The 24466-nt window shown below is 66.7% G+C and carries 21 protein-coding genes; 5 read left to right on the forward strand and 16 right to left on the reverse strand.

Annotated elements, in window-relative coordinates; translation table 11 throughout:
- Positions 1 to 40: 40 nt before the first annotated feature.
- Together ACSQ12_RS21125 and ACSQ12_RS21130 are read left to right on the forward strand one after the other, a co-directional pair.
- Complete coding sequence (locus tag ACSQ12_RS21125) at positions 41 to 1153, forward strand: ABC transporter ATP-binding protein (RefSeq protein WP_436066796.1); 1113 nt, start codon at positions 41 to 43, stop codon at positions 1151 to 1153.
- Positions 1150 to 2988 (forward strand): ABC transporter permease, encoded by a 1839-nt coding sequence (locus ACSQ12_RS21130; protein ID WP_436066797.1) that lies wholly within the window; start codon positions 1150 to 1152, stop codon positions 2986 to 2988. Before ACSQ12_RS21125 ends, ACSQ12_RS21130 begins: the two co-directional genes overlap by 4 nt.
- Before the next feature lie 56 nt (positions 2989 to 3044).
- On the opposite strand, the gene ACSQ12_RS21135 is transcribed toward ACSQ12_RS21130, so the two are convergent.
- The 3 genes from ACSQ12_RS21135 to ACSQ12_RS21145 form a co-directional block, all read right to left on the reverse strand.
- Positions 3045 to 4076 carry an FAD-dependent monooxygenase gene (locus tag ACSQ12_RS21135; RefSeq protein ID WP_436066798.1) on the reverse strand — a complete coding sequence of 344 codons (1032 nt, stop codon included), beginning with the start codon at positions 4074 to 4076 and terminating at the stop codon, positions 3045 to 3047.
- A 38-nt stretch (positions 4077 to 4114) separates the two neighbouring features.
- On the reverse strand, positions 4115 to 5305 hold the full coding sequence (locus ACSQ12_RS21140; protein WP_436066799.1) for a 4-hydroxybenzoate 3-monooxygenase: 1191 nt from the start codon (positions 5303 to 5305) through the stop codon (positions 4115 to 4117).
- Between the two features lie 124 nt (positions 5306 to 5429).
- Positions 5430 to 6197 (reverse strand): IclR family transcriptional regulator, encoded by a 768-nt coding sequence (locus tag ACSQ12_RS21145; RefSeq protein WP_436066800.1) that lies wholly within the window; start codon positions 6195 to 6197, stop codon positions 5430 to 5432.
- Between the two features lie 134 nt (positions 6198 to 6331).
- Here ACSQ12_RS21145 and ACSQ12_RS21150 point away from each other — a divergent pair, with 134 nt between their 5' ends.
- Positions 6332 to 7597 carry an MFS transporter gene (locus tag ACSQ12_RS21150; protein WP_436066801.1) on the forward strand — a complete coding sequence of 422 codons (1266 nt, stop codon included), beginning with the start codon at positions 6332 to 6334 and terminating at the stop codon, positions 7595 to 7597.
- A 92-nt stretch (positions 7598 to 7689) separates the two neighbouring features.
- A complete protein-coding gene (locus tag ACSQ12_RS21155) occupies positions 7690 to 8052 on the forward strand; it encodes a hypothetical protein (RefSeq protein ID WP_436066802.1) in 363 nt (120 codons plus the stop codon).
- A 4-nt stretch (positions 8053 to 8056) separates the two neighbouring features.
- On the opposite strand, the gene ACSQ12_RS21160 is transcribed toward ACSQ12_RS21155, so the two are convergent.
- A complete protein-coding gene (locus ACSQ12_RS21160) occupies positions 8057 to 9133 on the reverse strand; it encodes an FUSC family protein (RefSeq protein ID WP_436067041.1) in 1077 nt (358 codons plus the stop codon).
- Positions 9134 to 9294: 161 nt separating this feature from the next.
- On the opposite strand from ACSQ12_RS21160, the gene mscL reads away from it, so the two are divergent.
- Positions 9295 to 9756 (forward strand): large conductance mechanosensitive channel protein MscL, encoded by a 462-nt coding sequence (gene mscL, locus ACSQ12_RS21165; protein WP_436066803.1) that lies wholly within the window; start codon positions 9295 to 9297, stop codon positions 9754 to 9756.
- 11 nt (positions 9757 to 9767) lie between these two features.
- Here the strand turns inward: mscL and ACSQ12_RS21170 are convergent, their stop codons facing one another.
- The 12 genes from ACSQ12_RS21170 to ACSQ12_RS21225 all read right to left on the reverse strand — a co-directional run bounded on the left by ACSQ12_RS21170 (position 9768) and on the right by ACSQ12_RS21225 (position 24258).
- Positions 9768 to 10943, reverse strand: a complete 1176-nt coding sequence (locus ACSQ12_RS21170; RefSeq protein ID WP_436066804.1) for a DegT/DnrJ/EryC1/StrS family aminotransferase — start codon at positions 10941 to 10943, stop codon at positions 9768 to 9770.
- Between the two features lie 199 nt (positions 10944 to 11142).
- Positions 11143 to 13773 carry a WecB/TagA/CpsF family glycosyltransferase gene (locus ACSQ12_RS21175; RefSeq protein ID WP_436066805.1) on the reverse strand — a complete coding sequence of 877 codons (2631 nt, stop codon included), beginning with the start codon at positions 13771 to 13773 and terminating at the stop codon, positions 11143 to 11145.
- Between the two features lie 9 nt (positions 13774 to 13782).
- Positions 13783 to 14379, reverse strand: coding sequence for an acyltransferase (locus tag ACSQ12_RS21180; protein ID WP_436066806.1), 597 nt, complete (start codon positions 14377 to 14379; stop codon positions 13783 to 13785).
- Positions 14376 to 14837, reverse strand: coding sequence for a VanZ family protein (locus tag ACSQ12_RS21185; RefSeq protein WP_436066807.1), 462 nt, complete (start codon positions 14835 to 14837; stop codon positions 14376 to 14378). Before ACSQ12_RS21185 ends, ACSQ12_RS21180 begins: the two co-directional genes overlap by 4 nt.
- Positions 14834 to 16150, reverse strand: a complete 1317-nt coding sequence (locus ACSQ12_RS21190; RefSeq protein WP_436066808.1) for a glycosyltransferase — start codon at positions 16148 to 16150, stop codon at positions 14834 to 14836. The genes ACSQ12_RS21185 and ACSQ12_RS21190 overlap by 4 nt, the downstream gene beginning before the upstream one ends.
- The gene (locus ACSQ12_RS21195; protein WP_436066809.1) at positions 16147 to 17610 is read right to left on the reverse strand and encodes an oligosaccharide flippase family protein; all 1464 of its coding nucleotides are present in this window, start codon (positions 17608 to 17610) and stop codon (positions 16147 to 16149) included. The genes ACSQ12_RS21190 and ACSQ12_RS21195 overlap by 4 nt, the downstream gene beginning before the upstream one ends.
- Positions 17607 to 18740 (reverse strand): DegT/DnrJ/EryC1/StrS family aminotransferase, encoded by a 1134-nt coding sequence (locus tag ACSQ12_RS21200; RefSeq protein ID WP_436066810.1) that lies wholly within the window; start codon positions 18738 to 18740, stop codon positions 17607 to 17609. The genes ACSQ12_RS21195 and ACSQ12_RS21200 overlap by 4 nt, the downstream gene beginning before the upstream one ends.
- Positions 18737 to 19405, reverse strand: a complete 669-nt coding sequence (locus ACSQ12_RS21205) for a NeuD/PglB/VioB family sugar acetyltransferase (protein WP_436066811.1) — start codon at positions 19403 to 19405, stop codon at positions 18737 to 18739. Before ACSQ12_RS21205 ends, ACSQ12_RS21200 begins: the two co-directional genes overlap by 4 nt.
- Positions 19398 to 20573, reverse strand: a complete 1176-nt coding sequence (locus ACSQ12_RS21210) for a DegT/DnrJ/EryC1/StrS family aminotransferase (protein WP_436066812.1) — start codon at positions 20571 to 20573, stop codon at positions 19398 to 19400. The genes ACSQ12_RS21205 and ACSQ12_RS21210 overlap by 8 nt, the downstream gene beginning before the upstream one ends.
- Positions 20570 to 21565 carry an NAD-dependent epimerase/dehydratase family protein gene (locus ACSQ12_RS21215; RefSeq protein WP_436066813.1) on the reverse strand — a complete coding sequence of 332 codons (996 nt, stop codon included), beginning with the start codon at positions 21563 to 21565 and terminating at the stop codon, positions 20570 to 20572. Before ACSQ12_RS21215 ends, ACSQ12_RS21210 begins: the two co-directional genes overlap by 4 nt.
- The gene (locus tag ACSQ12_RS21220) at positions 21562 to 22674 is read right to left on the reverse strand and encodes a Gfo/Idh/MocA family protein (protein WP_436066814.1); all 1113 of its coding nucleotides are present in this window, start codon (positions 22672 to 22674) and stop codon (positions 21562 to 21564) included. The genes ACSQ12_RS21215 and ACSQ12_RS21220 overlap by 4 nt, the downstream gene beginning before the upstream one ends.
- A 15-nt stretch (positions 22675 to 22689) precedes the next feature.
- Positions 22690 to 24258 (reverse strand): sugar transferase, encoded by a 1569-nt coding sequence (locus tag ACSQ12_RS21225; RefSeq protein ID WP_436066815.1) that lies wholly within the window; start codon positions 24256 to 24258, stop codon positions 22690 to 22692.
- Positions 24259 to 24466 lie beyond the last annotated feature (208 nt).

Raw genomic sequence — 24466 nt, forward strand, 5'->3', positions numbered from 1 at the left:
GCCCTACCCACTTTCTGCAGTCCCACAAGACAGGTTTCCCATGATCCGCTTGGACAACATCGAAGTTGCCTTCGGCGACTTCATTGCCATCCCGCACCTGGACCTCCACGTCCGGCCCGGTGAATTCTTCACGCTGCTGGGCCCGTCGGGGTGCGGCAAAACGACGGCACTTCGGACGTTGGCAGGCTTCATTGAGCCGTCCGCGGGGACGGTCCATGTGGACGGCAAGAACGTCACGCGCCTGGCGAGCGACAAGCGCCAGGTGGGGATGGTCTTCCAGAATTACGCCCTGTTCCCGAGCATGAGCGTGTGGGAAAACATCGCGTTCGGCCTGCGTGTGCGGAAGGAAAAGTCCGCCGAGAGCGACCGCCTGGTGCGCGACATCGCGCGCCGGGTGGAGCTCAGCGATGAACAGCTGGACAAGAACGTGGCGGAGCTTTCGGGGGGCCAGCAGCAGCGGGTGGCCGTTGCCCGCGCCCTGGTGCTTCGCCCCAAGATCCTGCTCCTCGACGAACCGCTGTCCAATCTCGACGCCAAACTGCGCCACCAGCTGCGGCAACAGCTTAAGGACCTGCAGAGCGAGTTCGGCATCACCACTGTGTATGTGACGCATGACCAGGACGAGGCCCTGGCCATGAGCGACCGCGTGGCCGTCTTCAACAAGGGGGTGGTGGAGCAGGTGGGCACCCCGCAGGACATCTACGACCGGTCGGCCACCGAATTCGTGTGCAATTTTATCGGCGACAGCTCCGCCCTGACGGCGGAGTTCATCGCTGAACTGAACCGGCTCTCGGGCGCCGGGCTCGGCACGGCAGCGAATTCCTACCTGCGGGTGGAAAAAGCGTCGTTGACGCCGCCCGGAGCCGGAGGTTCAGCAGCCGGCAGCACCGCCGTCGGGCTTTCCGGAAAGGTGGTGTCCCGTACGTATCACGGGCTCCACAGCCGCTACGTGGTGCGGAGCCACGGCGCCGACATCCGGCTGCTGGTCAAGGAGGACGGCGGGGTGCATCCCGAGACGGGGGCGCAAACCACTGTGTATGTTCAACCGGGCCACGTGCTGCAGTACCACCCCGATACCGGCGCCGCGCTGGCCGGTCACGATCAGGCAGCGCAGGACCAGGCAGCGCAGGATCAGGCAGCGTCCCTCCGATGAGCAGCGCCACCTCGGCCGGAAGCATGCTCCGCTCCCCGTTCATCATCATCGTGGGAACGGTGCTGACATGGTTCATCGCGGCGTTCCTCGTCTGGCCCAACGCGAACGTCCTGATCGAAACCTTCTTCCCCGAAGGAAACTTTTCAGGCCGGGCGGCCGAGAAGCTTTTTTCCTCGCAGCGCGCCATGAAATCCCTGGGCAACAGCTTCCTGCTGGCAGTGGCACTCTCCATCACGGTGAACGTTGTGGGCATCTTCATCGTCCTGGTCACCCATTACTTCAGGATCCGCGGTGCCAGGATCCTCTTCCTGGGCTACGCCACCACGTTCATCTACGGCGGCATCGTACTGGCGGCGGGCTACAAATTCATTTACGGCGACAAGGGAATCGTCACGGCATTCCTGCTGAACATCTTTCCCGGGATGGATCCGGGCTGGTTTTCGGGATTCTTCGCCGTGTTGGCGGTGATGACCTTCGCCACCACCACCAACCACATGCTGTTCGTCGCGAACGCCCTCAAAGGCGTTGACTACCAGACCATCGAAGCGGCCAGAAACCTTGGCGCCTCAACGTGGACCATCCTTCGCCGCATCGTGCTGCCGATGCTGAAGCCCACGCTCTTCGCCGTCACCATCCTGTCCTTCCTGACCGGCCTGGGAGCACTCAGCGCGCCCCAGGTCCTGGGCGGACGCGACTTCCAGACCATCACCCCGATGATCCTCACGTTCATGAACAGCCCCACGTCCCGTGACCTCGCGGCACTGCTCGCCGTCATCCTCGGCGCGGCCACCATCCTGATGCTCGCGGTCATGTCGCGCTTGGAAAAGGGCGGCACCTACTTTTCCGTATCCAAGGTTTCCTCGGCGCTCCAGAAGCAAAAAATCTCCAACCCGGCAGCCAACATTGCCGTCCACGCGGCCGCGTACCTGCTGTTTGCGGTATACACCCTGCCCGTGGTCCTGATTGTGCTGTTCTCCTTCGCAGACGGTGCCGCCATCCAGACCGGACAGCTCTCACCGGGCAGCCTCACTTTCGACAATTATGTGCGCGTGCTGACCCAGCCCTCCGGCCTGAGGCCATTTGTCATCAGCGTTGTTTACAGCGCGCTTGCTGCGGTCATCGCCGTGGGCGGCCTGCTCTTCGTGGCGCGGATCCTGCAGAAACACAAGAACTGGGTAACGGCCATGTTCGAGTACCTGTTGCACATCCCGTGGATCCTGCCGTCGGCCTTGCTGGCCCTGGGGTTGATCATCAGCTACGACCACCCGAGTCCGCTGGTGGGCGGCGCCGTCCTTACCGGGACCACCGTCATCCTCCTGATCGCGTTTGTCACGGTGAAGATCCCCTTCACGCTGAGGATGCTCAAGGCGTCGTTTGCGTCGGTGAATTCGTCGCTGGAGGAGGCGGCAACCATCATGGGGGCAAGAACTCTTTACGTTTTCCGGCGCATCCTGCTGCCGCTGGTCCTTCCCGCCGCGGCCGCCATCGCCGCCCTCAACTTCAACAGCATGCTGGACGACTACGACACCGCCATCTTCCTGGCCCATCCGCTGGTCCAGCCGCTGGGCCTTGTCATCAAGGCCAACACGGACGGCGCAGAAGGCGTGGACGGTGTTTCCAACACCTTTGTGTACACGGTGCTGCTGATGGTCATCACCGGCCTGACGATGTACCTCGTCTATGGAAGGTCGGGCGGTCGGTCCGGCAAGCGCCGAGGCTCGAAGGGCGGTAAACGCGGCGGACCCGGCGCTACTGCCGGAACTGCTACTCCAGCGGCATCGCCCGTTGTGCAGATGGCGGACGCCAAGGCGTCCGCGCCGAGTCCGGTGCCTTAAGCCCAACCCAAAAGACCGCGCCCGACGGCGGTGCGCAACCAGGCGGCCGGCGCCCGCTACGTGGAGCGGTTCAGCCGCCCGGCCACACTAAGGATCCTGTCCCGGAACGGCTGGGCCGATTCGGCCAGCACCAGCCGGGTCATGGCGGAGGACGCCACCCGTAAGGCCTGGCTGCGCAGCACGCGCCGTTTGTTGTACGCCGCGAGCGCCTCCGGAAGCGGCCGCGAGTTGAGCAGCCCGGCGAGGGTAACCGAATCAACCAGGGCCTCGCAGGCCCCGCGCCCAAGGTTGGGTGTCATGCCGTGCGCCGCGTCTCCCACCAGCGCGGAGCCCCCGCGCGCGTACCTGCGCAGGGCGGGCACGGTCCAGATCCGCTGGGCGAGCGTCCGTTCGGGGGTGGCCGCGGCGAGAACGCGGACGATTCCCGGAGCCTTTCCCGTAAAGCGCCGGCGGGTGAGATCCAGTGCCGCGGCAATATCGATGCCGCCGGGCCCCAGGTCCGAGCGGTAGGAGGCATACCAGTAGGTCCGTTGCCGGGAGGCCGGAGCGATCCCGAACAATTCGCCACGGCCCCAGTACTCGCCGCCCGCATCCCCCGCAACGGGTTCATCGATGATCCCGCGCAAGGCGAGGTAGGGACTGAGCCGCTCCCGGGACCGCGAACCCCACCGTTGCCGGCGGACCTCACTATGGACGCCGTCGGCGCCCACCAGGAGCCCGGAGTCGGGGAGCGAGGTCACAGCCGTAAACACCCGGTTGACGGAGTCCGGCACAGCAGAGTCCAGGAGCCGAAGCAGGTCAGCACGTGAAACACCGATCACGCCTGAAACCTCGGCCCGGAACCACACCTTCCCGGACACGTCCCGCAATGCCATGGCGTCAAAGGGGGAGCCTGCCGCCCGAATCTCCGGCAGGATCCCCACGGTTTCGAGCGCCTGCCGGGCCTCCGGCCACATGGCCAGGGACGTTTCCACTGTCGGCAGCGTGTTCCGCTGCTCGTGAACCGTGACGTGGAAGCGACCCGGGTCGAGCGTCGCGGCGAGGGCCAGGCCGGCGATGCCCCCGCCCACGATTGTTATGCCGTGCATTCCCCGAGTCTACGACCGGGGCTGCGTCCCGGGCCCGCTTAGCGGGCCCCGGGCCAGCCGGTGTAGGCCTCCGCCAGATAGGCCCTGCCGTGGCGGGAGGAGACCACTGAGTTGAGCTCACCCAGCTGCCGGGCCCGGGAGAAATCGTCCGCATCCGCCGGCGTGTGCAGCATCGAGGTCATCCAGTAGGAGAACTGCTGTGCCTTCCAGACCCGTTCCAGGGCGCGGTCGCTGTAAGCGTCCAACAACACCGTGGAACCGTCCTTGTAGTAGCTTTCCAGCCCTTCGAAGAGGACCTTGACGTCGTGGATGGCCAGGTTCAGGCCCTTGGCGCCGGTGGGCGGGACGGTGTGGGCGGCGTCGCCGGCCAGGAAGAGCTTGCCGTGGCGCATGGGGGCGTGGACGAAGCTGCGGAACTTCAGCACCATCTTGTCGATGACCGGCCCTTCCTTGAGCTCGAAGCCGTTGCCGTTGACCCGGCTGCGGAAGGCGTCCCAGATGCGGTCCTCACTCCAGTTGTTCACATCCTCGTTGGGATCGCACTGGAAATACATGCGCTGAACGGTTTCGGTCCGCTGGCTGATCAGGGCGAAGCCGTTGTCCGAGTTGGCGTAGATCAGCTCATCGGAGCTGCGGGGTGCCTCGGCCAGGATCCCGAACCAGGCGAAGGGGTACTCGTGGAAGTACCACTTGCGGTCGGCCTCCGGGATCTGGAAGCGGCAGTGGCTGCGGGAACCGTCCGCGCCGGTGATGAAATCGGCCCGCAGCTCATACTCCACACCGTCGGCGTCCGTGAACCAGACCTTTGGGGATCCTTCGATGTCGTGGATGGTGGTGTCTGAAACGCTGTAGCGGACGTCTCCGCCGTCGGCCTCGCGGCGAGCGGCAAGGTCCATGAACACGTCAGTCTGCGGGTAGAGCCACACCGACTCCCCCACCAGGTCCTGGAAGTCGATCCGGTGGCTCTCGCCGTTGAAGCGCAGCTCAATGCCGTCGTGCCGGTCGCCGTCACGCAGCACGCGGTCCGAGACGCCGCTGTCCACCAGCATCTTCACGGTGCCGTGCTCCAGGATGCCGGCGCGGACTGTCTCCTGGATTTCCTGGCGGCTCCGGATTTCGATGACGGTGGATTCTATGCCGGACTTAGCGAGCAGATGCGAGAGCATCAGGCCTGCCGGGCCTGCGCCCAGGATGGCTACCTGGGTGGTGATGACTTTGCGGGCTGCCATGGTGTTTCCTCGCTTCGTTGCGGGGCCCGGCGGGAGTGCCCGGGGCCTGTTGGATCGTCTGGAAACAGTGTGCGCCCCGATGCGTGATCCGCGTTACGGTGATTCCGTTGAATGGAATCCGGGTCTAGTCCCGCAGCTCTGCAGGGCCCTCCGATTCAGCGAGACGGCGGCCGATGCCGCGGGCGGCTGTCTGCAGGGCCGGGACCAGCGCCTGCAGGCGCACCTCGCGCAAGGGAACCACGACGCCGATCGCAGCCACCGTCCGCTTTCTCCGGTCCATCACCGGAACGGCAATGCCCCAGGTGTCCGGGTCCACCACGCCGGCCAGCTGGGCGTACCCCTGGTGTGCAGCTTCGCCTAGCTGGATGCGCAGTTCTTCCACCGTCAACCTGCCGGCAGGATCCGAGAAACCCGCAAGGTAGTCCGCCTGGACCGCGTGCGGCTGGTTGGCCATCAGGACCAGCCCGGCCGAGGACACGTGCACGGGCATGCGGCCGGCGACCTGCGCCCGGTTCGCCACCGAGCCGCGCCGGGAAAGCCGCTCGACGAAAAGTGCCTCCCAGCCGTCCAGCACCGCAAGGTTCACGTTCTGATTGAGCACCTGCTGTATGTCCTCCATGAACGGCATGGCGGCCTGGCGCAGTTCCAGTGTGGGCGAATTGCGGTTAACGAGCTCCCAGAGCCGCAGCCCCAGTTGCACCGAACCGCCGGCGCCGACGTCGAGCAGCCCGTGTCCGGCCAGCTGGCGCACCAGCCGGTGGGCCGTAGTGAGCGGAAGCCCCGCCCGCGCGGCGAGTTCCGAAAGCGGAAGCACGTTCACACCCTCCGGAAAAGCGGCAATGACGCGGACCACGCGGTCCACCACAGAGTCCCCGGAAACCGAGTTGGCCACACTTCCCCTTCCATTGAATGGTTCGAAGTGTCCCACATAACACTGCCCAGTGGTACAAATCTCAGGGCGGGGAACCTTGGTCCCGGCTTGTTTCACACGGAAACAGAGCGCACTAATCAACTTTTGAGGTAGCAATGTCAACGACGTCGTTGGAAAACAAATCACGCTGGCCCGTCTGGCTCTGCTGGCTGGCCATGGTCCTGGACGGCTTTGACCTGGTGGTGCTTGGCACCGTCATCCCCACGCTCATCAAGACCCACGACCTTGGCTTCGACGCCGTGGGCGCCACCTTTGCTGCGACCATCTCCCTAGTGGGCGTGGGCCTCGGAGCACTGTTCATTGCGCCGCTTTCCGACCGGTTCGGCCGGCGGAACCTGCTGGTTGCCTGCGTTACGTGGTTCTCCATCTTCACCATTGCCGTGGTCTTTGCCCCCAACGTGGCAGTCTTCAGCGCCTTCAGGCTGCTGGCCGGCCTGGGGCTGGGCGCCTGCCTTCCCGCCGCTTTGGCCTACATGAACGATTACGCCCCCGCAGGATCCGCCGGCAAGTCCACCACCCGGACCATGACCGGCTACCACGCAGGCGCAGTGGCCACCGCCTTCCTGGCGCTCATGGTCATCCCGGACTGGCGCATCATGTTCGTGGTCGGCGGCCTTGCGGGCTTCGTGCTGGTCCCGTTCCTGTGGTTTAAGCTGCCGGAAACGCTGCCCGCCGTCATCTCCCTTCCGGCACCCGGCAAGGCTGCCGCAAAAGAACCCGCTCCTGCCGTGGAAGACCGCGCCAGCTTCAAGGACCTCGGGCGGAAACCGTACCCGCTGGTGGCCGCCGGTGTTGCCGTGGCCTCGTTCATGGGCCTGCTGCTGGTGTACGGACTGAATACCTGGCTGCCGCAGCTCATGTCGTCCGCCGGCTACACGCTCAGCGCCGGGCTCTCCCTCCTGCTGGTCCTGAACGTGGGCGCCGTGGCCGGCCTGGTCGTGGCCGGTATCCTGGCGGACAAGCACGGAACCAAGAAGATCGTGCTTCTCTGGTTCGGACTCTCCGCCGTGTTCCTGGCAGTACTCAGCGTGAAAATCCAGAACGAGCTGCTCCTGAACGCGGCCGTCTTCGTCACCGGGGTCTTCGTCTTCAGCTCACAGGTGCTGGTGTACGCCTGGGTGAGCCAGCTGTTCCCGCCGCGGCTGCGCGGCACCGCGCTGGGCTTCGCCGCCGGCGTCGGACGCCTGGGGGCCATCCTCGGTCCGGCCGTGACCGGCACCCTCGTTGCGGCCGGAATCGCTTACCCCTGGGGCTTCTACGTCTTTGCCGGCGCGGCCGTTCTCGCCGTTGCAGCCCTCGTCCTGGTCCCGCAGACGGTCACCGCAGCGGCGGGTAAGCGGACCGCCGTCGGGCCTTCCTAGCACCCGGCACCGCGGCGGGAAGCTGAAGCCATGAAGCCACCCTGGCAAACTCCTTTCGCCTAGTGGCGCACGGTCACGGCGAGGAGCCCGACGTGCACTTCCTGCTCGAAACACTCGCCAAGCAGTGCGACGCCCACCGCGAGGCGCTGAGGCCCGTGATTGAACGCTACGGCGAGGAAACCGAAGGCGAGGAGGAACACCGGCTGACGGCCAACGGAATCCGGGAAGTCCGCTCCGGGCCCCTGGCCCTGCTCCTGGACCTGCAGGACCTGTACGTGCTGGTCAACCACATCGATGCCACCTGGATGATGGTGGGGCAGGCGGCGAAGGGCGACCGCGACAAACAGCTCCTGGACGTCGTATCGCGGTGCGAAGGGGACACCGGACTCCAGCTCCGCTGGCTCAGGACGCGCATGAAACAGGCCGCACCGCAGGCCCTGCTGGTCGCCGAATAAGCCGCTACGCTGCCAGGCGCTGCGCGCCGCTCCGTGCCCGCATCCGCCGCCACACGGCGGGGGCAACCACCACGGCAATGCCGACGGCGGCGCCGATGACCGTCTCCACGATCCTGTCCCGCAGCAGCACCTGCGGGGCAGTGGGCGCAGCCAGCAACGTGGCGCTGAGGGCCAGCGGTGTCACGAAGATCTGCGCCAGGACGTACTGGCGTGCAATGAACATCTCGGCGCCGAACTGGCACGCGGCGATCACCAGCACCATCTGCCAGGGCGCAGGATTCAGCAGCAGCACACCGGCCAGCACCACCAGGCCCAGCACGGTGCCAATGATTCTCTGGATGCCCCTCGCCACCCGGTGGCGGGTGGTCCGGCCCACCAGCGGAACAACGGCAGCCACCATGGCCCAGTAGTTGTGGCCGAAGCCCAGCCGCTGGCCCACAATGGTGGCCAGTGTGCCGGCCAGACCCGCAGCCACGATGTAGCCCACGGCTTCGAGCCAGGCGGCGCGCTTTTCATCGGGCGTCAGCCGGGCGGGTTCGGGCATGGACCACGGCGTCCGACGGCTCCGCACGAGGCGGGAGGAGATGCCGATTAACAGGCAGAACACGGTGGTGAGGATGGCGACAAACATGCATTGCCAGAGCGGCGGCTGGTTGGGAATCGACGCGATGGCCGCGAAGGCAAAAATATGGAACAACGAGCCTGCCGGCCGATGCCGCCACAAGGCAATCACCAGCGAACACGCCCCGGCTACCACCGTGGTGGCAGCCACCTGGGTCCAGGTGCTCGCGGCGTCCGAAAGCCCCAGGGCCTGGCCGGCGCGGGCGGACAGCGTTGCCAGCAGTATGACGAGCAGCATGAGCGAACCGGCGCGCATCTGGATGAAGAGCCGCTTCCGGTGCATCTCCCCGCGGCCGTAGATTCCGGTGAAGGCGCCAAAGGAAGCGAAGATTGCCAGGTCGCTACGGCCTACCAGGACCAGGATGATCAGCGGAACAAAGACACCCACTGCGCAGCGGATCGCGACCTGATGGTCTTTATTGCCGGGAGCAATGGTGAACATCTCGGCAAACAGCTTCACGGGGGTCACGCCTTTCCATACGGTGCCAGTCTGATGGCGGCAGCGTTGGCGTCCACCCCAAATCCTACGCCCGGGGCATAGGTGACGACGGCGGGCGCGAACGCGCGGACTGGTATTGTCATTCGGTTAAATCACCGACTGAACCGAATACCGGAGGACCCATGCTCAAAGGATTCAAGGATTTCATCCTTCGTGGCAACGTGATCGAACTGTCCATCGCCGTCGTCGTCGGCACGGCCTTCACGGCACTGGTCACAGCTTTCACCACCAACATCGTGAACCCGATCATCGCCGCGGCTGGCGGGGTCAACACCGAGGGCCTGGGCTTCCCCATCTGGCCCGGCAATGACAAGACGTTCGTCAACATCGGCGGTGCCATCACCGCTTTCGTGACCTTCCTCATCACCGCGGCCGTGGTCTATTTCATCTTCGTGGCGCCCATGAACAAGATCAACTCGCTGGTGAAGAGCCGGCTGGCCACGGCGGAGCCCGAGGAGGAGCCCATCCCGGCAGACACAGCGCTCCTGGCCGAGATCCGGGACCTGCTGACCCAGCTCGCGGGCAACGACCGGGAGCTCACCAGCGCCGGAACGTCGTCGAAAGAACCCGAAGGTTCACGCTGACGCCGGGGCAGTCAGGCGCTGGCGGCGTCCGCCCGCCGGAACCCGCCGTTCCATTTGCCCCGCCGCACGGTGGTGGGAATTCCGGCCGCGGCGAGCCGGACGGAACGGAGCACACGCGACTGCTCGCCGGGAGTCAGCTCGTGGTAGACCGGCAGGACCACCAGCCTGTCCGCCAGCCGTTCCGTGACTGAGAGGTCTGCGTCGCCGGTGTCCCGGTTCCTGTAGGCCGGCTCCCGGTGGACCGCCGCGATCCCGGTGCCGGCTGTAATGCCGTCGCGCGACAAGCGCTCCAGAAGCTCGTTGCGGGCAACGGCGAACGACGGCAGCACCTCAAGCCAGAAGGATTGGAAATTGCTGGTGCCGTAGTCGGGATCCTTGATGAACCGCAGCCCGCCGATCCGCGCGAGCGCCAACTGGTAGCTGGCCACGATTTCCCGGCGATGTGCCACGGCTTCCTGCAGCCGCCCGAGCTGGACCAGGCCGATGGCAGCCTGCAGGTCAGTCATGCGGTGATCGGGTCCCGCGCCGCTCCCGGCGTTATCACGAAGATGCCTGGCTGCGCTTGCCCACCCCTCATTCCGCGTGGTCAGCATTCCGCCCTCGCCGGTGGTCAGGACCTCAAACGAATCAAAGGACCACACGGTCAGTTCGGCGCCCGCTCCCACCGGCTGTCCCTGGTACGTGGAACCCACACCGCAGGAGGCGTCCTCGATGACCGTGACGCCGAGCGGGTCACACAGCTCGCGGATGGGTTTCAGGTCAACTGGCATCCCTCCCTGGTCCGCCACGATCACCGCCCGGGTGGCCGGCGTGATTGCCTCCTCGATGGTCCCCCGGGACACATTGCCGGTTCCCGCCTCGACATCGGCAAAGACCGTCCGGGCGCCCAGGCGACTGACGGCATCTGCGTTCGCTGCTGAGCAGAACGAGGGCAACACGACGTCGTCCTGCGGTTCGACCCCGGCCACGCTGAGCGCCAAGTGGAGCGCGGCGGTGCCGCTGGACACGGCGACGGCGTGCGGCGCCTGCTGGGCAGAGCCGAACGCCTCTTCGAACTGCCCCACGCGAGGCCCCTGAACCATGCGGCCCGACGAAAGCACTTGCACGACGGCGTCCGCTTCCTCCTGCCCGAGCCATGGCCTCATCACGCCGATGTGGCTAACCGCACGGTCTTCGCTGATGGTCACCGGGGCCTCCCGCTCGTCAAAAAGAAATAGGTATGCCCTTCCATTCAACGCGCCGCCCGGCGGTGCGGTCACGAGAGTGGCGTACGCGCATTTTTCCGCGGAACACCGCCTTTGCTGCGCGGAATACCCGCTTGGGAACCGCGGTACTGCCCGTGGAGCAGGGCAGTACTTGGTTCGCTTGGCGCCGGACACCCCCGTGTTACCTGCCGGGGGTCCCTGGGTGCACCCCTGCGGGTCCACGGCTGCTGTCGTCGCGTTCCCAGGTGCCGGAACCCGGGCCGGATGCACCCTGCCGGCCTGCGACAGCGAATCCCAAATAGACCGCGGCATGGGCTGCGGAGAGCGGGCCCCGAACAGAGCGCAGCACCTCCGCGAGGGTCTGCCGGGCAGTGCTGTGTTGGCCGGCGTCGCCGTTCTGTTCTGCGTTGCCCCGGTAGACGCGGTGCAGGACTGCCACCTGGTCCCTGGGTGTCCTTGGCGGACGGATTACAACGGGGTCAACGTCGAGCACAGCCTTCTCCGACGGCTCGAAAAGCCGGTCGACGAAGAGATCGTCCGCTGTCAGGTCCGGGAATTCCTGGAAGCGCTTGCGCCCCTGCTCCGACAAGCCATAGACGCCTCCGGCCCACAGCCGGTTCCGCGTGGAGGGAAGGCGCAGCCGCGTGCGGTAATAGGAGTGGATCAGCGGATGGGCGTCCTGGAGGTCGAAGTGCACGGCCGGGCGCGCCGCCAAGGGTCCGCCGGCCTCCAGCGCCGTCAACACGTCGCGCACAGCGTGCTGGCTGATTTGCACATCAGCATCCAGATAGAGCCTGGGCCACTTCGTGGCGGCTGCATCGCCGGCGTTGAGGGCAGCGGATTTGGAGGGCCGTCCGATCTCAAGCACTGTCACGCCCTCGAAGCCGCGGGCGATCGCGGCGGTGTTGTCCGAGCAGCCGTTGCACACCACCACCACTTCGATCTTGCCGGCCGCCGCCAGCGGGGCAAGCGGGGCGAGCGTCCGGGCGATCACGCTGGCCTCATTGTGCGCCGGAATAATCACCGAACCGCCCGGAAACTGCGCCGGGTCGGGCTCCCTCGTGGCGCCCGGCAGGTCGGTCCAGCTGCCCTCGTCCAGAACACTCCGCAGCACTCCCCGGCGGTCCGGCTTCCAGCACCTGAGCAGCTCGGACAGGACCACAGCACCGTGGAAGACCTTGGCGTAGGCCGAGGAATGGTACTTGCGGATGTACCGCACACGGTTGACTGCCAGCAGCGCGTTGAGCCTCGGTGACGTGCCCGATCCGGCACCCGCATGGGTCATGGCGGCCGCCGGTTCGTACCAGATGGTTTCGCCCATCGTCCGCAGCCCGCGGAAGAAATCGACTTCCTCCGAATAAAGGAAGTAGGACTCGTCCCAGGCCAATGAATCGGCCAGGCTGCGGCGGACCATCAGCGCAGCCCCGGTGGCCCAGTGCACGGTGTGCGGGTGGGCGTAGCTCTCCGGGTTGTAGTCGGTGCCGGCAAGCCAGCCCGGCCGGTCCGGGAACCGCCGTCCGAACAATGCGTCTCCCGTCGCGTTGGCCAGGCTCGGTTCGCGGTAGAGGGACGGGCTCGTTGCGCCGTTGTCGTCCAGGAGACGCGGAACGACCGCCCCGGCCCGGGAGGAACGCAACCGGTGCATCATGGTTTTCAGGCTTCCGCGTTCCACGGTGACGTCGGGGTTGAGAACAACCACGGTGGCGCTGTCCCCGGCCCGCCGCATGGCGGCATTGATCCCGCCGGAGTATCCGAGGTTGCCTCCGGTGGCGAACGCGATCACGTCAGGGTGGGCGCCGCGCACCAGTGCCAGGGTGCCGTCGCTGGACGAGTTGTCCGCCACCAGCACGCGCAGCGTGAGGTCCGCCGTCTCCTCCCGAAGGCTCGCCAGCAGGGGGCCAACGCCTTTGGCGCTGTTGAAGGTCACGACGACGACGGCGGCATCCGCTGCACCGTCGGGTCCGGTGAAGCGGCCGGGAGTCCGCGGAGCGGGAGCTGCCGACGGCACCGACTCCGGCCGGGCATGGGGTACTGTGCACGATGCGGTGCGCAGCTTGATGTAGGCCGGCGGACCGTCGATCAGGTACCGGCTGGCGAGCCGTTTGGGTTCCAGGGCCAGCCGATAGCCCCACTCCAGTCCGTGGTCGCTGGCCCATTGGGGGGCGCGGTGCACCCTGCCGGCCAGGAAGTCCACGGCTGCGCCGAAGGCGAGCAGTACAGCGGCGCCGGTAAGGGCGGCATAGTGGTCGATCCAGAGTTCCTGCCGTGGCTTGCCCAGGCCCACGTAGAGGATCTGGGTGCCCGCGGCTGCAATGGCCGCCGCGATCCGTTCCGAGTCGCAGGCGGAGGCCAGTTCTTCCCGGTCCGGGGACCACATTCCCGCGACCTGGAGGCCTGGATGCTCCTCGGCGATCTTTTGGGCCAGAAGCTGCTGGTTCTCGCTGGAACCGCCAAGAAAACCCACCCTGAGTCCCAATTGCTCGGCCCGGTCCAGCAGCGGCGAGGCGAGGTCGCTGCCTGCCAGCCGCGGCCAGCGATGCCCCGTCAGCCGTTGGGATTGTGACACCAGCGGTGCACCGTCGAGGAGATAGAGCCAGTCGACAGTGCTGGACGGATCGGCGTGCAGCGTGCCTTCCCAGCGTCCGCCGGCACCGAAATGGTGCAGATGGTCCAGGTTGACGGAGGCAACGCCGAGGGGCGGCAAGCCACGCTGTCCGGCGCGGGCCAGAATGAGTTCCAAGGCCGGCTCGGGATCCATCAGATCGACCGGAGTGCCACCCAGGATGACTTTGTCGGTGTCCAGGTTTTCCATGTCGCCTCCTTAATACTTGTCAGCGGGCACAAGCTGCCCTTTGGTTTCGAAGTAGCGGCGTCCGGTAACGGGACAGAGCCAGCTGCCGCCGTCGTCCTGCTTGAGCGGGTGGCCCGCCTCACCCACCCAGCCCATTTGCCGGGCCGGCACGCCGGCCACCACCGCATAGGCCGGGACATCCCGGGTCACCACCGCGCCGGCCGCCACGGTGGCCCACTCGCCGATGGTCAGGGGGGCGATGCAGACGGCCCGTGCACCGACGGAGGCACCCTTGCCGACAGTCACCCCCACGGCGACCCAGTCCTCCGACCCCTTGAGGTTTCCTTCTGGTGTGATGGCCCGCGGGTGCAGGTCGTTGGTAAGCACGGCCGCGGGGCCGATGAAGACACCGTCGGACAGGCGCGCCGGTTCGTAGACCAGCGCGTAGTTCTGGATTTTGCAGTTGTTGCCCAGCTGGACGGCCGGCCCCACATAGGCTCCCCTGCCGATGTTGCAATTGCTGCCCAGGACGGCGTCCTCCCTGATCTGTGCCAAATGCCAGATCCGGGAGCCGTCTCCAATGCTGGCGGACTCTTCCACGTCAGCTGTGGCGGCGATCGTGATCATGTGTTCCTCCCGGGGATTGTGGTGCCGGAGACCGGCGTTGTTAGTGGTGGCCTGTGCCGGCGTCGCGCCCACACGGCCGCGAGCGCGCCGAGCAGGGCACCCAGCGTGTTGCCGGCGACGTCGCGCAGGCTTGCCTGCCGCTGGTCGAGGGCGAGGAACTGGACTGCCTCAATAGCCACGGAACCCAGCAGTCCCGCCGCAGCAGCAAGCCACCAGCGACGGGCCGGCAGCAGACCGGCTATCAGCAGTCCCAACGGCACGAAGAGCAGGACATTGGCGGCCACCTCCACATGCCCGGCCCTGATTCCCGCTGTCAGGGGCTGGTCCTGCAGGAACCGCAGGAAGCTGCGGAGGAGGCCGGAGAGGGGGCGTTCCACAGGTGTGGGCCAAAAGCCGATGCACGCCAGGGCAGCCAGATAGAGCAGCAGCAGGAGAACGGTTCTGCGCCGGGCGGTCATGGCAGGCTCCGCCAAGGGCTGGTGCCGGCCATCCCGGCAACCTGGCCGGTACCTCCTGCTGAGAATGCCTGCACCGGCGGGGCGGCTGCGACCGGACGGGCGTTGAAATCATCAGCAGAGCCCCGGCCGGTCAGGCGAGACTGCAAGCGACGGCTTTTGTAGCGAAGGAAGTGGCTGGCAGCCTCGAGTTCGCGGAAGGTCGCCCGTCGGTTGGATGGGGCCGCATCGAGGGCGGCCGCGTAGACATCCAGTTGGGCCTCTGCAGCATGTTTCAACGAATAGCGGTGCACCACAACGCGCCTGCCGAAGTCGCCTAGCTCAGCGCGGAGCCCTTCGGCCGGCAGGATCCCGGACAGTATGTCGCGGAGGGTGGACGCGCCGCCGGCCCGCCCGCCGCCCACGCCGTACCATCCCTGCCACAGGAAGGTCCCGAGTGAGTCAGGCGTCAGGAGCTCCCAGTACCCTTCTTCGCCCTGGACCACCAGCGGTTTGCCGAAGGCCAGCGCGCGCAGCGCCGATCCGCCCATGCCAAGGCACACGTCGGCCACATCGTAGGCCGCCCGGGGGTCCGCAAGTTCACCGGCCAGGACAACCGTCTGCCGGCCGGTGCGGAAATTGACCTGTGCCGCCCGCTTGGTAACTTCCGCACGTGCCGGGCCGTCACCGGCGACGAGCAGGCAAACCCGCAGCCCGGCCGGGAGGGATGCCACCGCCTCCATGGCGCTGAGGATGCCCTCCAGCTTGAGCTCCCGGGCGAGGCGGGACACGACCGCCACCACATACCCGCCGTCCGTTATACCCCACCTCCTCCGGAGCTCTCCCTGCGAAAGGTCAAGGCCGGGACGGTTGGCATCCACGTCAACGGGGGGCTCCAGCACGGTAACGGCCGAGCGGCCAATGCCGGCCTCGGCTTCCGCGATTTGATGGGTTCCGACCGTCAGCGGAACATGCTTGGGGATGAACGGCGCGACGGCCATGGACATCACCGTGGAAACCGCCGCCACCCCTGTCAGTCTCCGCGCCGCCAGATAGCATTCCAACGAAGGCGGCCACTCGTAGCCGTGCAGGATGTCGATGCGCCGGCGCTCAACAAGCCGCGCCAGCGCCCGGGCCACGGCCACGGAAGGCCGCCTGCCCATCTCCGGTGCTGCTACGAATTCCAGCCCCAGCCCGCGGACTTTTTCAACGAGCGGACCGGGCCGCCCGAACACGATGGTTTCGTGGCCCAGCCGGTGAACGGCACCGGCCAGCTCGATAGCGTTGATCTGGCTTCCCCCGATGCCGAGGTCGTGTGGGTAGACAAGGACTCTCATCGGACCAGCTCGCCAACGTCCGGCCGCGCCTCACGGCCAACTTTCCTCAGCAGCCTGACGTCATCCCTGCGCCAGTACAGCAGCGCCGCGGCTGCGGAAGCAGCCAGGGCTGCGCCCACAGGCAGTTCCAACCAGGGTGCCGGCAGCCAGCCGGGCAGTCCCAGCGACAACGCACCGACGGCGAGGGAAACCACGCCGGGTACCCACACCACCGCGGTGACATCCCGCACGGAGACACCCGTCCGCGAGAGCTGCCACAGGCACAGGGGCAGCAGGACGCAGCCGGAGACCAGGGCCTGCGCACATGCCAGGCCGGGCAGCCCGTTCAGTGCCGCACCGGCTGCCAGCGCAGGCACCAGCACCACCAGGCTGCCCGCCTGGACGACGAAGACTGTGCCGGACCGGCCCTGCACCACCATGAAGTCATAGGCAAGGTCCGAAAAAATTCGGCTGACAGCGGCAACCACCAGCCAGGAGAGCGCGGCGGCGGCCGGCAGCCATTCCCTGCCATACACAAGATCCACCAGCGGCCCCGCGCTTCCGGCCAGGAACATCACCGGCGGCAGAGTCGCCGCGGCAAGGACCGCCACCACGGAGACAAGCGCCGCGTTCAAGGCCGGCTTGTCCTGCTGGAGCGTGGAAAAGGCGGCCGGCGCCACCCTGCGAAGCGGCTGGGCCAGGATACTGACAGGCCAGTTGGAAAGGTTGAACGCGAGGACATAGAAAGCGAGTGCCGCGGTGCCCAGCATGCTTCCGGCCGTCAGCTGGTCGGTGTAGCCGACCGCGAAAAAGATAATGCTGGTGCCGGCCAGCGGCAGACCGAACCGGAGCAGGGGGCCCAGCTGGCTGCGGTCCAGCCCGAAACGATAGGGCACGGGCGAGGCCGCGAGGAACATTGCACCGGAGACGAGGCTCCCGGCCACCCTGCCCACCGCCAGCGCCATGGCGCCCATTCCCGCGAGCGCCAGGACGACCGACAGGACAGCCCCCGTCCAGACGTTGACCTGGTCGATCCCCAGCCGGGTCTTCTCCTTGAAGTCACGCTGGAGAAGGGCCGCCGGGGACGCCACCACACCGTTGATGAAAACGCTGAAGATGAGGACCCGGACCACATCAGTGGCATCCGGGTCCCCCATGGCGGCCGTAAATGCGGGCGCCGCAAGGACGGCACCGGCGCAGAAAACGGCGCTGCCCGCCACGGAAATGGTGTTGACGGTGGGCACTATCTTTGCGGGGTCGCCCGGCCAGCGGACGATCGCCAGCGAAACGCCAAGTTCATTGAAGCTGAGCACTGCCATCAGGGCCACCAGGGCCACGGCAAAGGTGCCGAAGGAATCCGGGCCCAGCACCCTCGCCAGGACTATTCCAATCCCGAGCGTGCCCACCCTGGAGACCAAGGTGTTCAGCAGGCTCCACGCGAAGGCGTTCGAGGCCCCGCGTCCGCTGCTTCCCTGGGTCATGACCGGTCCATGGCCGCGAGCAACTGGCCTATGACATACTCCTGCTGCCGTTCGGTGATATGCGGGTAGATCGGCAGGGAGAGCATCGTCGCCGCGGCTTCTTCGGCGACGGGAAATGACCCCCGGCACAACCCCAGATGCCGGTAGGCGCGGCTCAGGTGCATCGGAACCGGGTAGTGGATGCCGGCGCCGATTCCTGCCCCGTTCAGCGCGGCGAGCACGCGGTCCCGGTCCAGGATCCGGATGACGTAGAGGTGCCAGACGTCGACGTTGCCATCGGCCGTGCGGGGCAGCACAATGCCGGGTACGTCCCTGAGCATCTCCGAATAGCGGGCGGCGGCCTCCCGCCGTCGTTCGTTCCAGGCCGCAAGGCGCCGCAGCTTGGAGTTCAGCACCACTGCCTGGATCGTGTCCAGGCGGGAGTTCATGCCGATCGCGTCGTGTTCGTACTTGACGGAGCTGCCATGGGCGCCCAGGAGGCGGACCCGGGCAGCTATCGCGTCATCATTAGTCAGGACCGCCCCGGCATCCCCGGCCGCCCCGAGGTTCTTGCCCGGATAGAAACTCGTGCCAGCGACAGTTCCCAAGGTGCCGGCGAACCGTCCGTGCCGGGATGCGCCCTGGGCCTGGGCCGCGTCTTCGACAATAACGGCGCCGCAGCCGAAAGCGGCAGCCTTTAGCTTTTCAACGAAGGCTGTCTGCCCGAACAGGTGTACGGCCACGATCGCCTGGGTCGCCGCGGTCACTGCCTCGCTGACCCGGGCTGGATCGATGAGCAGATAATCGGGGTCCACGTCCACAGGCACCGGGACGGCCCCGATCCGGCTTACGGCCTCGGCTGTGGCAATGAAGGTGTTGGCCGGCAGGATGACCTCGCCGCCGGGCCCGACCCCGGCGGCACGTAGGCCCAGTTCCAACGCATCGGTGCCGTTGGCGACGCCGACGCAATGCCGGGCCCCGAGGAAACCGGCGTAGGCCTGCTCGAACTCTGCAACCTCCGGACCGCCGATGAAAGAGGTCCGCGCGAAGACCGACCTGATGCCGCTCTCGACTTCCTCGGCGATTTCCTGCTGTTGCGCGCCGAGGTCAACGAGCGGTACGGACAAGGGGAAAGTTGGTGAAAGAGTCATCGTTCGCCTCCTGAAACAGCAGCTGTGTGCATGACGCGTTTGATGGCCCGCGCCGGAACGCCGGCCCAGGTTTCTCCGGCCGGAACGTCGGCCAGGACTACGGCCCCCATCCCCACGGTGGCGCCGGCGCCGATGGCCGTCCGTTCCCGGACGCAGGAGTTCATGCCCAGGTAGGCGGCCCGCCCCACCCGGACACCGCCGCCCAGCGAAACTCCGGCCGCGAACGTGGCGAAATCCTCCACTGTGTCGTCGTGGGTGAGGGTCACCCCCGGCATCACCACCACGTGGTTGCCGATGGTGACGTCGGCTGTCAGGGTGACATGGCCCAGCAGGATGTTGCCGTGGCCGATCCGGCACCCTTCCGGGAGCCGCACCGAGGCGTCAACCACGGTGGCGTAGCGCCGCTCCGGGAACCCGAGGCCGGCAAGCCTCGCCACTATCCCGGCACGCGCGTTGCCTGCGCCCACACAGACCACCACCTTCGCGTCCGGGTAGTTGAGCGCGTGGCTGATCGGTCCCAGGATGTGCGATCCGTCCATCGTGGTGCACGCCCTGCCGGCGTCGTCGTCGAGGATTCCCACGACGTCGAACTGGCCGCTGTCGCGCACTGTGGCGAGCACTTCGCGGGCGAGCCCGCTGGCAGCGATGAGAATAAGGTCAGCCACGGGTTCCCTCACCGCCCGCCAGCCGGATGGACCGAAGTACCCGGGCTTGCTCGCCCGGCGTCAGCTGGTGGTAAACCGGCAGGATCAGGGTGTTGTCCGTCAGCCGTTCGGTGACGGAGAGGTCGGCACCGCCGGTATCCCGTCCGGCGTAGGCCGGCTGCCGGTGCGCGGCCATGATCCCGCGGCGGGCCGAGATGCCGTCACGTGCCAGGCGTTCCAGGAGTTCCTCCCGGCCGAGGGGGAATGACGGCAGGACCTCCACCCAGAAGGACTGGAAATTGCTGGTGCCGTAGGCCGGATCGCGGACCAGCCGCAGACCTCCCACGCGGTCCAGCCCAGACTGGTAGCCGGCCACGATTTCGCGGCGGCGGGCCACGGCCTCCGCCAGCCGCCCCAGCTGGACCAGCCCCACGGCGGCCTGCATGTCCGTCATCCGGAAGTTGAAACCGGCTTCCAGGTACTCCTCCGCCGGCGCCAGGAGTGCGGCATGGCGGTCATTGGCCGAAACGCTCATGGCGTGTTCACGCAGCCGTCGCGCCCGGCCCGCCCACTCGGGATTGCGGGTAGTCAGCATGCCGCCCTCCCCGGTGGTCAGAATCTTGCGCGGGTGGAAAGACCACGCGGCCAGCTCCGCGCCGGCCCCCACGGGCCGGCCTTGGTAGGTGGAGCCCGCCCCGCACGCCGAATCCTCAACCACCGTGATGCCCAGGGGGTCGCACAGCGCCCGGATCGGATCCAGGTCCACCGGCATTCCGCCCTGGTCGACCACGATCACGGCTTTCGTGGCCGGGGTCAGGGCGGCGGCAATGGTTCGCGCCGAAACGTTGCCGGTCTCTTCTTCAACGTCGCAAAACACGGTCCTCGCTCCCACGTAGCCGGCGGCGTTCGCGGTGGCAATGAAGGAGAAGGACGGCACCACCACGTCGTCGCCCGGCCCGATGCCGGCCACTTTGAGCGCCAGGTGCAGGGCGGTGGTGCAGTTGGAAACGGCCACGGCGAACATCGCCTGTTGGGCGGCGGCGAAGGCTTCCTCGAACCGGGCAACACGGGGACCCTGGGCCACCCAGCCGGACGCAATCACCTCGGCGACCGCCTCAGCCTCTTCGATTCCAAGCCACGGTTTCATGACATTGATCCGGCTCAGCGCCTGATCCTGGCTGATGGTCACCGCACGCCTCCGACCCGGGCGGCGGCAATTTCGCCGCGAAGCGGACGCCACCAGTCCACGAGTTCGCGGAGCCCTTCCTCAAGTCCGGTTTCGGCCGCGAAGCCAAGGTCAAGGCGGGCGGCGGAAGTATCCGCGAGGCGGCGGACAACGCCGTTGATGGCGCGGTCCGGGCCGTGCTCCACGTGCAGTTCGGAATCCATGGCCCGCAACAGCGCCTCGGCGAGTTCCAGGAGGCTTGTTTCTTCCCCGCTGGCCACGTTGTAGACGCCCTCACGGGCACCGCTTCCGGCGGCCAGAATGTTGGCCCGGGCAACGTCGCGGGTGTGGATGAAATCCATGGTCTGCCGTCCGTCACCAAAGATCAGCGGGGGTTGTCCGTCCGCGATGCGTTCCATCCAGCGCACCAGGACCTCGGTGTAGAGGCCGTGCACATCCATCCGGGGCCCGTAGACGTTGAAGTAGCGCAGGAGGACGTAGTCCAGGCCGGTCATCGCGCGGAAGCTGCGGGCCATTCCCTCGTTGAAGGACTTTGCCGCGCCGTAGAACGTGTCATTGTTGTGGTGGTGGTGGCGTTCGGTGGTGGGGAATTCCTCCGCCATCCCGTAAACCGAGGCGCTGGATGCCGCCACCAGCTTGCCCACGCCGTGCTCGGCTGCCGCCTCGAACACATTGAACGTGCCGTCCACCAGCACTTCAAGGGCGAGCCGCGGCTCCTCCGCACACTGCGTGATCCTGATGGCCGCCTGATGGAAGACGATGTCCTTGCCGCGGGTGAGGTCGTGGACCAGGTCGCGGTCGCGCAGGTCCCCTTCGACGAGTTCCACCCTGCCGGTGGCCAGCGCGTCATCCAGGTTGGCCCGGCGGCCCCGGACCAGGTTGTCCAGGACGGTTATCCGCTCAACGCCGGCGGTGACCAGGTGGTCGACAATGGTGGATCCGATGGTGCCGGCTCCTCCGGTGACCAGGACCCGCGCCCCTTGGAGCATGCTCATCGCCGTCCCTCCAACTGGGTTTCGTTGCCCGTGACGGCGACAGACGCCCCGTCACCGTTGAGGCTGCGGCTGACCGCTTCCAGAACGGAGAGCACCCGCAGCCCGGAGGTGCCGCTGGTCCGCGCAGGCCGGTGATGCCAGATGCTGCTGGCGAATTCCGCCACCATCTGTCCGAGGGCCTCGTGTTCCGGCAATGCGGGCGCCCAGGTGTCACCCAGCCGGTACGAAATGGCGAATGCCTTCTTCTCCGCAGGCGAACGGTATTTCCGGTCCAGGCTGACCCCGCGGTCGTACACACTCAGCCGTTGCTGCGGATTCAGGTCGTCCCAGACGAGGGTCCGCTGGGAACCGCCCACCACCATCTGGCGGATCTTGGTGGGGCTGAGCCAATTCACGTGCACGTGCGCCATGGCATCGTTCGGCAGCGCAAACGTCAGGTGCCCCACGCAGTCCCGTCCGGTGCCCAGCGGATCAGCTCCGTGGGCCGCCACTTCAGCGGGACGGAGGCCGCCGGGCAGGATGAAATCGATGATGGCCAGATCGTGCGGAGCCAGGTCCCAGAACACGTCGACATCCGGCTGGACAAGCCCCAGGTTGATGCGCACCGAGTCGATGAACAGGATCTCGCCCAACGAACCCTCCGCGATCAGTTCGCGGATCTTCAGGACGGCGGGGGTGTAACAGTATGTATGGTCGGCCATCAGGACCAGCCCGCGGCTCTCTGCCTCTTCGACCATCTCCACGCCTTTGGCCCTGCTGTCGGCCAGGGGCTTTTCCACAAGCACGTGCTTTCCCGCACGCAACGCTGTCAGGGCGATCCCGTGGTGGGTGTGCGCCGGAGTGGCAATGGCCACCGCATCGACGTCCACCGTGTCCAGCAGTTCGTCAACGGATTCGCAGACCGGAACGCCGCCGTGGACGGCCGCGAGCTTGGCGGCGCGGTCGCGGTCCGTGTCCACAATCGCGGCCAGTTGCCAGTCCGGGCTGGCCTTGAAATTCCGGGCGAGGTTTGGCCCCCAGTAGCCGGCACCGATCACGGCGGCCCGCAGCGGTGCCGCGGATGCCATAAGGTCAAGGTCCCGGCGGTAGGACTCCTGTGACGATTCCATATCTGTCCCCTCCACTTAATACGCGCCCGCAGGCATGCACATTGCTTTGAAGGTCCGCCACATGATGATGACGTCCCCCATGATCGACCAGTTTTCGACGTAGTAGAGATCGAGGCGCACGGCCTCATCCCAGGGCAGGTCCGAACGGCCGTTGACCTGCCAGAGCCCGGTGATTCCGGGCTTGATGAGCAGCCGTCGGTGGGTGTGCCGTTCGTAGGCCTCCACTTCGCGCTGCAGCTGTGGCCGGGGGCCCACCAGGCTCATTTCGCCGGTGAGCACGTTCCAGAACTGCGGAAGTTCATCGAGTGAGTAGCGGCGCATCCAGCGCCCGCAGCTGGTCACCCGCGGATCGTTCTGCATCTTGAACAGCACGCCCGCACCCTCGTTGCGGGCCATCAGTGCCGCGAGTGACGCTTCGGCATCGGTGACCATGGAACGGAACTTGATCATCCTGAACGGACGGCCGGCTTTGCCGACGCGCTCCTGCTTGAAGAACACGGGTCCGGGGCCGTTCCGCTTGACGATCACGGCCAGGACAAGGAACAGCGGCGACAGCAGGACGAGGGCCACGGAGGCGACAACAATGTCCAGCAGCCGTTTGAGCACATGCTTGCCGCCGCTGTACTGCGGAACGTCCACATGCATCAGCGGCAGTCCCTCAACCGGCCGCCAGTGGATCCGCGGCCCGGCGACATTCGTGAGCGTTGAAGCGAGGACCAGTTCGGCGGAATGCTCCTCCAGCCGCCATCCCAGCTCCCGGATGTACTGGTTGCCTCCCGGCACAGGGCCCGCCACGATGACGGCCTCGGCACCGTACCTTCCCACGGTCCGGACAACGTCGTCGGTGGAGGACAACACCGGAACGCGGCGGCCGTCGACGTCGAGCATCATTCCCCGGCGGGCACCAGGAAGCGACACCCCTAGGATTTCGTAGGCTGCACCGGTCTTCTTGGCGATCCGGCCGAGGACGTAGCGAACATCTTCGGGCTGGCCAATGACTATCGCCTTCACCAGGAACTGGCCGTCGGCCTGTTTCCGGTTGTACCAGCGGCGCGCGAGCCAGCGGTTCCCCACCAGCGCCAGGAGCCCCAGCGGGAACGACCCGACGTAAAAGGCCCAGGCCGGTTCCAGCCGGAACACCACCAGGAAGACGGCCAGCAGGCCAAAGACCCGGGTGGTGGCAACGGCGACGCGTTTGTATTCGCTGGAACCGACTCCGAGCACCTTGGGGTCCCTCGTCCGGTAAAAGTGGAGGGCGCCGGTCCATAACACCACGAGGCCCGCGGCCAGGACGGCGCCCAGTGCGTTGTCGCGGCTTTCGGCAAAGGAGTGCCCGCCGTCGAAACGGATCACGTATCCGATCAGCACCGAGAAAACCACTATCAGGGTGTCGGTCAGGCGGAGGAAGCGGGACACGAAGCGCGCCCATTCACGGCCGGATAGCCTGCGCTCGGGCGGCTGGCCTTCCGGCCCGCCAAGGGAATGCCCGACGGCGGCACGCGGCGGGCTGGCGACCGTCCCGGAACTCACTCCGGGACCCAGGAACTTCAGCACGAACGGGCTTGTTTTCCCCAGTTGGCTCATCGCGGCCCCCACACATTTAGGGTGGACGAACGCGATATGCCTGCAGACGAGGTCGCCATTTGCCTATCCCCCCGACCGTTGGTAGGCGGCACCGGTTGGTGCCTTCCCCAATACAAGCCGTGGGCCCCTGCCTCCGTCACGAGGGCCACCTACCCGGCTTTCTATGCAGGCGTCCGGTGGTTTATGCGGGTACTACTCGGTCGTCTTA

Origin of the sequence: Arthrobacter sp. LjRoot14, assembly GCF_964253905.1 — a bacterium.
In the GTDB taxonomy this organism is placed as follows: Bacteria; Actinomycetota; Actinomycetes; order Actinomycetales; family Micrococcaceae; genus Arthrobacter.